Below are 12162 nucleotides of genomic sequence, written 5' to 3' on the forward strand. Positions count from 1 at the left end.
ATTAGGATATAAATTGAAAATTTTACATAAAAAAGAAGCCCAAACTTTCCATGTTTGGACTCCCTAGCAAATTTTATATTGTTGAATGAGTTAACAACCCATTCAAGTGCATAATTAATCTTTAACTACCTTATACGCAGAATGCGCATGGGATACATTTTGTAACCCGAAGATTATTATACTATCACACAGTTTGAGAAAGCAAGTGTAAAATTAATTTAATTTTAACACATTTAATATATTATATAATCGGTGGTGTGAAACTGTTTGGATAAATAGCAATTCTTCTGTTATTACGTTACAACAAGGCTTGGATTATGAATTAACTTGATAATTCAAATTTAAAAGATTAATGACTACAAACATTGAAGTAAAAATTAAACGTTTTTAATAACTTGAGCTAAATTATGATACAATAATAATCGTGTAAGCAATATAATGAAAGCTTTATTAATCCATAGATAGATAAATAATTTTAAAAATTTCGATAGATAAATAAACAAATTGAACAATTTGGAGGTGTAAGTCATGGCATTATTTCTCAAGCCTATTTTCCATGAAAAAATATGGGGTGGCACAAAATTAAGAGACTTAGGATATGATATTCCAAGTGATAAGACAGGAGAAGCCTGGGGCATAGCTGCACATCCCAACGGTAACTGTGAAATTTTAAATGGACCATACAAGGGTCAAACATTAGCAAATCTGTGGAATGAACATAGAGAATTATTTGGAGACTTTCCAAGTAAAGACTTTCCATTAATGACCAAGATTGTTGATGCTACAGAATCGTTATCGGTTCATGTACACCCAGATGATGCTTATGCATTTGAGATGGAAGCAGGCCAATACGGTAAATCAGAATGTTGGTATATTATAGCTGCAGAAGAAGGCGCAGAAATTGTATATGGATTAAATGTTGATCATAAAGAAGAAGCGATTGATGTGATTGATGACGCTGCATTTGATTCAGCATTTAACAAAGTTAAGGTTAAACCTGGCGAATTTTATTTTATTCCAGCTGGGACAGTGCATTCCATTGGTGCAGGTGTATTAGTATATGAAACAATGCAATCATCGGATGTTACATATAGAATATATGATTATGATAGAACAGAAAATGACACAAAACGCACATTAGACCATGACAAAGCAAAAGATGTGATTGAGATATCGACTGAAAATATCAATATTGCGACAGATACAGAAATAATAGAGAATCATAGACGTACGCAGTTGGTTTCTAATGATTTCTTTACCATGGTTAAGTGGGAAATTTCTGGAACTTTAAATTATATGAAACCAAGAGAATTTGTCTTAGTATCGGTTATTGGTGGCGAAGGACAAGTGATAGTAGATGGAACTGTTTTTGATGTGACACAAGGTCAGAATTTCATTTTAACTTCAGATGACTTAGATACAATATTTGAAGGAGACTTTGAATTAATCATAAGTTACTTATAGTACTTTATTGTGAAAGGAGAGATGTGTGATGTATAAATATCTATATATTTCGTTAATATGTGGCATTATTTCTGGTGCAGGTATTTTCTTAAAAATACCACAATATCCTAGTCTCTTCATTCCTATGGTTATCAGTTTAATTGGTATGATTGCTGCAATAGTGACAATTCGAGATAAACAGGTTAGTAGCATGTTGCGTTTAGGTGGTATTTTAATTAATTTAATGCCATTGTTAGGCGCTTTTACAGTGACACAATAGTTTAATAGATAAGTATCTTTGCATTTATTAATGTAGGAGATACTTTTTTTGTGAAACTGTATAATATTTATTCAACATATTAAAAATCTAAAGCATTAATTGCTATTTGCGTTGAAATTTATTTAATTGAAATAATAGAAGTAGACATGATGATTAATTTTGATGCTGTGATAATCGCTTTGAAAAGTTTTTAGAAGGAATGGTGACAGTGGAAAAGGTTAGAGGTATTATTATGACCTTAGTGATTGCGATGGTAGCAACGATATTAGGTAGTAAGTTTCCTGTTATAGGAAGTGCAATTTTTGCAATTATTATTGGTATAATCATTAACAATATATTTTGGATTGCTCCAAAATATCGAGCAGGGATACAATTTAGTAGTAAAAAAATACTGCATTATAGCATTATAGTATTAGGGTTTAGTCTTAGTTTTCAGTCAATAGGTAGCGTTGGTTGGAAATCATTACCAATTATAGTTGTCACATTATTTGCAGCTTTTTTCACTGTATTTCTATTTATGAAGTTATTCAAAATCAATGAAAACTTAGGTATATTAATAGGTGTTGGCACATCTATTTGTGGTGGTTCGGCAATTGCAGCAACAAGTCCTGTTATCAAAGCGAAAGAGAGTGAAGTAGCATTTGCGATAACGACAATTTTTCTATTTAATATCATTGCTGTCTTTATATTTCCTCCTTTAGGCCACATATTCCAGATGAATCAAGCTACGTTTGGTTATTTTGGAGGTACAGCAATTAATGATACATCTAGCGTTATAGCGGCAACTTCGAGTTATGGTGACCAAGCACTAGCAACAGGTGCTATAGTAAAGCTAACACGAACATTAATGATAATTCCGGTCGTCTTATACTTTACCTATCGCACTATTAAAAAAGAAAAAGAGCAACATACAAACGTTGCCATAAAAAATATATTTCCTTGGTTTATCCTTTGGTTTGTTATCGCATCAATCATTAGTACTGTATGTCATTTTCCATCACAATTGATTCAAATATTCCAACAGTTATCAGTATTTTTAATAACAATGGCTATGGCTGGAATCGGCTTAACAGTTAACTTAAAACAATTTAAATCAGCAGGTATTAAACCGATTTTGTTAGGCTTAATTACATGGCTCATTGTCATAATAACTAGTATCATTACAATGAAGCTAATTAACTTAATGTAATGTTTGTTCAATAAGCAGTTTTTGCATATAATAGGTAAGATAGAATTTATAAATTAAGATAAGGAGCATCTAAATGGCAGAGGAAACGAGTTATTTTTGGTTGAATTGCGGATACAATCGCTGGAATCATAACGAACCATTAGTAGGGCAAACCACATTATTTGAATCAGGTGCACAATTTAGTCCTTCACAAGGTTTCCGATCATTCAAACAAGCAAAAATAGGTGACTATGTTATATTTTATCAAGTTCAGATGGATACTGGTTTATTAGGCTTTGGTCAAATTACGAGTGTGCAGACTGGCGCGCAAAACAAAATTAGAGTGCATTTTCAATTACAAGAGCAACTTAAACCATTGACTGCAGACTATTTAAAGCGTAGTGAGCAATTGGAATTTAGAATGAGCAATATGAAAGAAACATTGTTTAATCAAATTACTAAAGATGAATTTGATTTGATTGTTAGTCTTGGAAAAGGTGAAACAAAAGTGCCTAGATACTTTTTTGTTTCCGAAGAAGAAGAATACGAACCTGAGTCTACACACACAATTTTCACTCATACATATAATGGCATTAAACGTAATGGCTATCATTTTTACACACAATTAGAAATTGGAGATCAGTTAGTTTTTTATAATAGAAAAAAAGATCAATCTGTAATAGGTGTTGGTGAAGTAAGTCGACATATTCATGAAAAATCGCCAATTCCGGGTAGAACGAATAGCACGGCAATTGAAATTTATTTCGACAAGGCAATTGAACCTGTTTCATTGGGCACGTTAAATAAACATCCAAAGTTAAAAAATCTATATTTCTTACAAGAAAATGCCAAACAAGCTATTGCCAGTATGTCAAAAACACAATTTGAAGCAATCATAGAAATGAGTGAGAATGACGGCTTAAAATCACAATTTGAAATGGTTAAAAATGAACAGGTTATTGATACACAAAGTGAGGATTTGAAACCATTTATACTATTGGTTGCCGATAAAGGGGAAGGTTTACAAGCAGCGGAAGATTTATTACAAAAGACAAATGCTAATCCAGTATTGGTTGCTGGACATCCGGACTTTTCAGAGGATATGTTGTATGGTAAATATTTACCTAATGAATCCGGTGCACTATATTATCGTGAGGGCTTTATTACTAATTTAATGCCGAGAAAAGATAAAAGTTATTTAGTGATTGATAACTTTAATCGTGTGGATCCAGATATTTTTCAGACATACATCAATGTGTTAGAAGGTTATGAAATGACAATGCCTAGATACAATAAAGAAGGTAATATGATTAAATGGTCGAGACAGAAAGACTCATATTATCACTTTAATCCGAATTGGCATATTGTAGGCATCACATATGATGACTTAAACGAAATTAAACATAAGTATACTGAACAATTCTTGAAATATACAAGGATTGTAAAAGTTAAGCAAGACGATTAAATTAAATAGAATGATTTAAATTGAACTTATCACTGTCCTAAATTTGGCTTGTTTTAAATAGAGCTAGTCACTTTATGACGACGTGGTAAGTTTTTTTATTGTGTCGGAGCTAATCAAAATGAAAGATTAACACTTAGAAAATCATATTATGATTTATTATTATAGTTTTAGGATATAATAGAGGTATGAAGAAATAATATTCAAGTGGTATTGAAATTTCAAATTTCAAATAGGGGTGAAATAGATGCCAATAATTTATTATGATGGAACGTGTGTATATTGTTATAATTATGCGATTTGGTTAATACAAAACGGTCTGTCGAAACGCTATGAATTTGCTCAATTACAAGGCGAAACGGCGCAACATTTATTTGAGAATTATCCAGAAGCTGATGTGAAAAATAGTGTGATTTTGCAAAATGGTGATCAATTCGAATTTAAATCAGATGCGATTGCAACATTAATTACTTCACTGACAGGATATAAATGGTTGGGCGTATTACTCAGATTAACACCCAAATTTTTAAGAGAGTTCGGTTATAATGTGTTTGCAAACAATAGAAATCGTATGTGGAAGACACATTGGCATAAACCAAATAAATATGAGCAATCATTTTTTATTGACTAATGAGTAATGACAACGGAGGATAGACAAATGGGAAATATAATTGTAATAGGAAGTGCATCGATTGATTTAGTTGTAAAGACAGATATTATTCCAAAAGCTGGAGAGACAGTTATGGGGTCATCATTTTTTACAACGCCAGGAGGAAAAGGTGCAAATCAAGCAGTGGCAGCAGCTCGTCTAAGCGATCAAGTTTATATGATTGGTGCAGTAGGCGATGATGACTATGGACAACAAATACTAAGCAACTTAAATGAAAATAATGTAGATACACAATTTATGGACGTTATAGATAATGAAAGTTCTGGTACTGCACATATCACATTATACGATAATGATAATAGAATTATTGTCGTACCTGCGGCGAATCAATATGTTACTGCAGAGCGAGTGTTACCAAAATTAGCACAATTCCAAGCAGGTGATATTATACTCATGCAACATGAGATACCTGAGGAAACAATCGAAGCGGTCGTAGATTACGCAGTACAGCATCAAATAAAGGTGATGCTTAATCCAGCACCATATCGTAAATTGAAGCAAGATATTTTAGATAAGGTGACTTGGTTAACCCCGAACGAAACAGAGAGTGAATTACTGTTTGATAATCAAGTAGACAGTGCTTTGCAATCATATCCGAGGAAGTTGATAGTTACACAGGGTGCTGACGGTGCCGTCTTTTTTGATGGATCTCTACAAAAAGTGCCAGGATTCAAAAAAGAAGTAATTGATACAACTGGTGCAGGCGATACATTTAATGGTGCATTAGCAGTTGCGCTAAATGATAATAAGACATTAGAAAAAGCTGTAGATTTTGCGAATTTAGCAGGCAGTTTTTCAGTGACTGGTTTGGGTGCTCAAGGTGCAATGCCATACAGAAAAGACTTAGATTAACAACTCGATTTTAGGGTAAATGACTATTGTGTGACAACCACACATTCAGATTATAATAATTCTAATTTAAGTAGGTTAAACACTTTACAGATTGTAATTATTATAATATAATAGTTAATGTAATCAATAGAGAGATAAGCCTATTAGAAAGGCAAAGTAATAATATTAAGGAGAGGTTATATAATGGCAAATAATCAAGAAGTAGTAACAGTATTAAATCAACAAGTGGCAAACTGGACTGTAGCATTTACTAAATTACACAACTTCCATTGGTATGTTAAAGGACCAAACTTCTTTTCATTACACACTAAATTTGAAGAGTTATATGATGAAGCAAGTGGATATGTAGATGATTTAGCTGAACGTATTTTAGCTGTTGGAGGAAATCCAGTTGCAACATTAAAAGAAAGTTTAGAACTTTCAATTATTGACGAAGCAGGTAAAGGCTATAAAGCAGAAGAAATGGTAGAAGAATTATCTAAAGACTTTACTAATGTATCAAAACAATTAGAAGAGGCAATTGAAGTTGCGTCTAAAGCAGAAGATGATGTGACTGAAGATATGTTTATCGGTATGCAAACAAACATTGAAAAACATAACTGGATGTTAAAATCATACCTAGGTCAATAATAGATAGAATATTATATAATGTGTTGCAAAAGCCTTATGAATGGTGCTATTTAGCCTATTCATAAGGCTTTTTTTTTACAAATAAAAAACTATGAAGAAATCTATCGGTATAGATTTCTTCATAGTTTAACTGTTTATGAAATATGGTTAGGTATTAATATCCTAAGCACATAGTGATTGGAATGCGAATTATTCAGCTATCTCTAAAGCAATTTCCATCATTTGAGTAAATGAATTTTGACGTTCTTCGGCAGTTGTCGCTTCATCTCTTAATATATGATCACTTACTGTAAAGACGCCTAGTGCTTTTTTGTTAGCGTAAGTAGCATTTAGATACAATGCAGCTGATTCCATTTCAATTCCTAAGATACCCATACGTTGCCATCTTTCATTAAATGTTGAATCTGCATTGTAGAATGTATCAGAAGATAAGATATTACCTACATGTGACTTTGCACCAATTTCATCTGCTTTTTGTTTTGCTTTTAAAATTAAATCAAAGTCTGCTAATGGCGCATAATGTCCAGGAATATTGTATTGATCTACATAGCTTGAGTTTGTTGAAGCACCTTGAGCTATAATGATGTCATAAAGATTGACATTTTCTTGTAATGCGCCACAAGAACCAATTCGAATAATCGTGTCTACATCAAAGAAATTATATAATTCATAAGAATAGATACCGATACTAGGAATACCCATTCCAGATCCCATAACTGATACTTCTTTACCCTTATATGTACCTGTGTATCCAAACATATTTCTTACTTCGTTGAATTGCTCTACATTTTCTAAATAATTGTCGGCAATGTATTTTGCACGTAATGGATCCCCTGGCATTAATACTGTTTTAGCTATTTTAGTCCCATTAGGTTGAATATGAGGTGTTCCTTTTGTCATAATCATCTTCTCCTTTAAATTCTTTATCAAAATAAAGATAACATTTGTTTATTATTTTTGCGAATTTTTGTAGTATAGAGGTAAAGGGAAAGGCAATAAATCAAGTAAAAATTTACTTTTAACAATTTAAGTGAAGATAAATATTACTTTAAACAAAATTTAGGAGGATTCTAAATGAATTACGCAAAATATATAGACCACACATTATTAAAACCTGAGGCGACAAAGGATCAAATTGATAAATTAATTTTAGAAGCAAAAGAATATAATTTCAAATCAATTTGTATCAATCCAACACATGTGCAATATGCTGCAGAACAATTAACTGACAGTGATGTCTTAGTTTGTACTGTAATTGGTTTCCCATTAGGAGCAACAACAACAGAAACTAAAATCTTTGAAACTGAAGATGTCATCAAAAAAGGTGCTTCTGAAGTAGATATGGTAATTAATATTGGCGCATTAAAAGATGGGAATTATGATTTAGTTCAAAAGGATATTGAAGGCGTAGTAGGCGCTGCTAACGGAAAAACGGTCAAAGTGATTATTGAAACTTGTTTATTAACTGATGAAGAAAAAGTAAAAGCATCTGAATTAAGTAAAGCAGCTGGTGCTGATTTTGTTAAGACATCTACTGGTTTTGCAGGAGGAGGCGCTACACCTGAAGATGTTAAATTAATGAAAGATACTGTTGGAGATGCGCTCGAAGTTAAAGCATCAGGAGGCGTTAGAAATCTTGAAGACTTTAATAAAATGATTGAAGCTGGAGCGACACGCATTGGTGCAAGCGCAGGTATCCAAATCATCCAAGGTCTAGAAAGTGATTCTGATTACTAATTATATTTTCAATTTATTGTTGAAATAAGGGAGGTCTACACATATGAGAATGGTAGATTTAATTGAAAAGAAACGTGATGGCCAAGCGCTAACAGAAGAAGAAATTAATTTCTTTATTGAAGGTTATACTAAAGGGGATATACCAGATTATCAAGCTTCTAGTTTAGCCATGGCAGTGTATTTTCAAGATATGAATGAAGCAGAAAGAGCAGCGTTAACTATGGCAATGGTTAATTCAGGAGATGTTATTGATTTATCCAATATTAATGGTGTGAAAGTGGATAAACATTCTACTGGTGGTGTCGGTGATACGACTACGCTTGTACTTGCACCATTGGTTGCTGCAGTAGGTGTACCAGTTGCAAAAATGAGTGGTAGAGGATTAGGACATACAGGCGGTACCATTGATAAATTAGAGTCAATTGAGGGCTTTCATGTTGAAATTTCGGAAGAGAAATTTGTAAAGTTAGTAAATGAAGATAAAGTGGCTGTAATTGGTCAAACTGGGAACTTAACACCCGCTGATAAAAAATTGTATGGCTTACGTGATGTAACAGGTACAGTGAATTCTATACCATTAATTGCATCATCTATCATGAGTAAAAAAATAGCAGCCGGTGCTGACGCGATTGTCCTCGATGTCAAAACAGGTAACGGTGCATTTATGAAGACATTAGAAGATGCAGAATCTTTAGCACGTGCGATGGTGAATATTGGCAATAATGTAGGTAGAAATACGATGGCCATTATATCAGACATGGGTCAACCCCTAGGTAATGCGATTGGCAATGCATTAGAAGTCAAAGAAGCAATTGAAACATTACAAGGTCAAGGACCAAAAGACCTAACTGATTTAGTATTAACGTTAGGTTCGCAAATGGTAGTTGTTGGAGGAAAAGCACAAGACTTAGCAGAAGCGCGTACTTTACTTGAAAATGCAATTGCTGACGGATCGGCACTAGCACGCTTTAAAACATTTATTGAAAATCAAGACGGTGATGGATCAGTAGTAGATGATGTATCAAAATTACCGCAAGCACAATATCAAATTGACTACCCAGCTACAAAGTCAGGGGTCGTAACTGAAATTGTAGCAAACGAAGTAGGTGTTGCATCAATGATGCTCGGAGCAGGTCGTCAAACGAAAGAGGACGATATTGATTTGAGTGTAGGCATTGTCTTGAATAAAAAAGTTGGAGATAAGGTAAAAGCTGGTGAATCATTATTAACAATACACAGTAATCGCGAACAAGTAGATGATGTTATTGAGAAGTTAAACGCGAGCATTACCATAAGTGATAGCGGTAAAGCACCAACATTAATTCACAAAGTAATTACTGAATAGGAGTGAAACACAATGACGACACCTTTTAACAGAGTACATTTAATAGTTATGGATTCGGTTGGTATAGGCGAAGGTCCGGATGCTAAAGCATTTAATGATGAGGGAAGCCATACTTTAAAGCATACACTTGAAGGATTTGATCAAACATTACCTAATTTACAACAATTAGGATTAGGAAATATCGAAGCTTTACCAGTCGTTGACAAAGTTGATAAACCACTAGCTTTTTACACAAAAATGAGTGAAGCATCAGTAGGTAAGGATACAATGACAGGCCATTGGGAAATAATGGGCTTAAATATTATGCAACCATTTAAAGTTTATCCAGAAGGCTTTCCAGAGGAACTCGTTTCAGAAATTGAACGGTTAACTGGACGTAAAGTCGTTGCGAATAAACCAGCTTCAGGTACTCAAATCATTGATGAGTGGGGAGAACATCAAATGAAGACAGGCGATTTAATCGTTTATACTTCAGCTGACCCTGTATTGCAAATCGCTGCTCATGAAGAAGTTATTCCATTAGAAGAACTTTATGACATATGTGAAAAAGTGCGTGAATTAACTAAAGATCCTAAATATTTGATTGGTAGAATTATTGCTCGTCCATATGTCGGAGAGCCAGGTGCATTTAAACGTACATCAAACCGACATGATTATGCTTTAAAACCATTCGGTCGTACAGTGATGAATGAATTAAGTGATAGTGGTTATGATGTTATTGCACTGGGTAAAATCAATGATATTTATGACGGCGAAGGTGTGACCGAAGCGGTTCGTACTAAAGATAATATGGATGGTATGGATAAATTAATTGAAACAGTTCAAAAAGACTTTACAGGATTGAGTTTCTTAAACTTAGTAGACTTTGATGCACTGTATGGCCACAGACGCGATAAGCCAGGCTATGCACAAGCGATTAAAGACTTCGATGAGCGTTTACCTGAACTAATGAAATATTTACGAGAAGATGATTTAGTGATTATTACAGCAGATCATGGTAATGATCCGACTGCGGATGGTACGGATCATACAAGGGAATATATTCCAGTCTTGATGTATAGTCCTAAATTCCAACAAGGTCATGAATTGTCTGTAGACGATACATTTAGTTCAATAGGCGCGACAATCGCTGATAACTTTGGGGTAGCACTTCCTAAGTTTGGTAAAAGCTATTTAAAAGAAATGGGCGTTGAAAAATGAAGCGACTTTTAAGTATCGTGTTCGGTTTAGCTTTTTCATTTGTAGGCGTATTACATTTTAAAAATGAGGCTAATTTCACACGAATTGTACCAGCATATTTACCATTTAAACGAACAGCTGTTATAGTAACAGGGATAATAGAGTGTATTTTTGGTATATTATTATTGATTAAACAACCAACTACACGTTTGAAAAATGCAATTTCCGCGTTCTTATTGGCAGTATTCCCTGCAAATATTTATATGGCGCGTAAACAATTGCCTTTAGGGGATAAGACGCTTTCGCCTTGGGCATTATATCTACGTTTACCAATGCAGTTTCTATTCATTGGTATAATTCGTAAATTATAGAAACGAATGTATTAAATAATAAAGAAAGGTATGCAAAGACTTATTAAGTCACGCATACCTTTCTTTGTGTTTTTCTAAAATAATCAAAATTTACGAGTGAAAATGAGATTATGTCGCTTATTTTAACAGCATAGAGACATTAATGTACAATAAGACGAGATAATTGATGAAAGTATATGATAAGAAAACATTTGTAGTTGAGTTTATTAAGGTGATGGCAATTTAAAATTCACAAAAGTTTTCAATGTATTTTGGCGAGACTCCTAGGGAGTATAGGACAAGCTGAAGACTACAGGATGAAACTGTCCCCTAGGAAAGCGAACCAACAATACGAATAGGATGAATAAAAATAAGCACTCAGATAAATTAAATTATCTGAGTGCTATTTTTCTGGAATTTATGTTCCAGGGTGGTCTTAGTAATGCTTAGAGCAGTCTCACGATCAAGATGTATATGACTCGGTAATTATTTGGAGTTATATACTTTATAGCGTGAAATGGTTATTTATTTTCACCATAAACATCGTTCCATTCTGAACGTTTGTCTAAAAAGGCTTGCGCTATTTCTTTGGCACCTTCTAATGAATGACTCGCTGCCCATCCACATTGGACCTCATTACAAGCAGGTACTTCTGTAGCTGCTAATACATCTTTAATTGTTAATTCGATGATATTTAACACATCATTATAATCATCATGGTTAATGAATGAAACATAAAATCCAGTTTGACAACCCATTGGACTTAGATCGACAACCTTATCAGAATGATTTCTAATATTTTCAGCCATTAGATGTTCTAATGAGTGAAGGCCAGGCATCTCCATATGCTCTTTGTTTGGTTGTTTGAAACGAATATCATACTTATGAATGACATCGCCGTTGGCACCTTCCATTTTTCCTGCAAGTCTTACAAAAGGCGCATCCACAATTGTATGATCTAAATTAAAACTTTCAACGTTCATTTTTGGCATTATGCTTCCTCCTAAAATCTTAATAAAGTTATTGTAACAAGATGAACCTGCTTT

Annotated in this window: 13 protein-coding genes; 11 read left to right on the forward strand and 2 right to left on the reverse strand. The window is 33.5% G+C overall.

Annotated elements, in window-relative coordinates; all coding sequences use genetic code 11:
- The first annotated feature begins 528 nt into the window (after positions 1-528).
- The 7 genes from ACF91D_RS22780 to ACF91D_RS22810 all read left to right on the forward strand — a co-directional run bounded on the left by ACF91D_RS22780 (position 529) and on the right by ACF91D_RS22810 (position 6505).
- Complete coding sequence (locus tag ACF91D_RS22780; RefSeq protein WP_042739468.1) at positions 529-1464, forward strand: type I phosphomannose isomerase catalytic subunit; 936 nt, start codon at positions 529-531, stop codon at positions 1462-1464.
- Between the two features lie 28 nt (positions 1465-1492).
- Entirely contained in the window at positions 1493-1723 is a 231-nt protein-coding gene (locus ACF91D_RS22785; protein ID WP_107512402.1) for a hypothetical protein, read from the forward strand.
- Positions 1724-1931: 208 nt separating this feature from the next.
- Positions 1932-2912, forward strand: coding sequence for a YeiH family protein (locus ACF91D_RS22790; RefSeq protein WP_107527915.1), 981 nt, complete (start codon positions 1932-1934; stop codon positions 2910-2912).
- Between the two features lie 73 nt (positions 2913-2985).
- On the forward strand, positions 2986-4356 hold the full coding sequence (locus tag ACF91D_RS22795; protein ID WP_107590184.1) for an EVE domain-containing protein: 1371 nt from the start codon (positions 2986-2988) through the stop codon (positions 4354-4356).
- 244 nt (positions 4357-4600) lie between these two features.
- Entirely contained in the window at positions 4601-4984 is a 384-nt protein-coding gene (locus tag ACF91D_RS22800; protein WP_107528044.1) for a thiol-disulfide oxidoreductase DCC family protein, read from the forward strand.
- 27 nt (positions 4985-5011) lie between these two features.
- Positions 5012-5875 carry a ribokinase gene (rbsK, locus tag ACF91D_RS22805; RefSeq protein ID WP_107528045.1) on the forward strand — a complete coding sequence of 288 codons (864 nt, stop codon included), beginning with the start codon at positions 5012-5014 and terminating at the stop codon, positions 5873-5875.
- Between the two features lie 183 nt (positions 5876-6058).
- Positions 6059-6505: a Dps family protein gene (locus ACF91D_RS22810; RefSeq protein WP_107512398.1), complete on the forward strand. Its 447-nt coding sequence runs from the start codon at positions 6059-6061 to the stop codon at positions 6503-6505.
- A gap of 189 nt (positions 6506-6694) precedes the next feature.
- On the opposite strand, the gene deoD is transcribed toward ACF91D_RS22810, so the two are convergent.
- Entirely contained in the window at positions 6695-7405 is a 711-nt protein-coding gene (gene deoD, locus ACF91D_RS22815) for a purine-nucleoside phosphorylase (protein ID WP_042739475.1), read from the reverse strand.
- Positions 7406-7579: 174 nt separating this feature from the next.
- Here deoD and deoC point away from each other — a divergent pair, with 174 nt between their 5' ends.
- The 4 genes from deoC to ACF91D_RS22835 are packed head-to-tail and all read left to right on the forward strand — an operon-like array spanning position 7580 to position 11137.
- Complete coding sequence (gene deoC, locus ACF91D_RS22820; RefSeq protein WP_107527253.1) at positions 7580-8242, forward strand: deoxyribose-phosphate aldolase; 663 nt, start codon at positions 7580-7582, stop codon at positions 8240-8242.
- A gap of 43 nt (positions 8243-8285) precedes the next feature.
- On the forward strand, positions 8286-9587 hold the full coding sequence (locus tag ACF91D_RS22825; RefSeq protein ID WP_107512396.1) for a pyrimidine-nucleoside phosphorylase: 1302 nt from the start codon (positions 8286-8288) through the stop codon (positions 9585-9587).
- A 12-nt stretch (positions 9588-9599) separates the two neighbouring features.
- Entirely contained in the window at positions 9600-10787 is a 1188-nt protein-coding gene (gene deoB / locus ACF91D_RS22830; protein WP_042739478.1) for a phosphopentomutase, read from the forward strand.
- On the forward strand, positions 10784-11137 hold the full coding sequence (locus tag ACF91D_RS22835; RefSeq protein WP_042739479.1) for a DoxX family protein: 354 nt from the start codon (positions 10784-10786) through the stop codon (positions 11135-11137). Before deoB ends, ACF91D_RS22835 begins: the two co-directional genes overlap by 4 nt.
- A 500-nt stretch (positions 11138-11637) precedes the next feature.
- Here ACF91D_RS22835 and ACF91D_RS22840 read toward each other — a convergent pair whose 3' ends face one another.
- The gene (locus tag ACF91D_RS22840; protein WP_042739480.1) at positions 11638-12108 is read right to left on the reverse strand and encodes an S-ribosylhomocysteine lyase; all 471 of its coding nucleotides are present in this window, start codon (positions 12106-12108) and stop codon (positions 11638-11640) included.
- Positions 12109-12162 lie beyond the last annotated feature (54 nt).

The sequence above is a fragment of the Staphylococcus sp. 231237_7MaSpsaltlick genome, assembly GCF_043107035.1.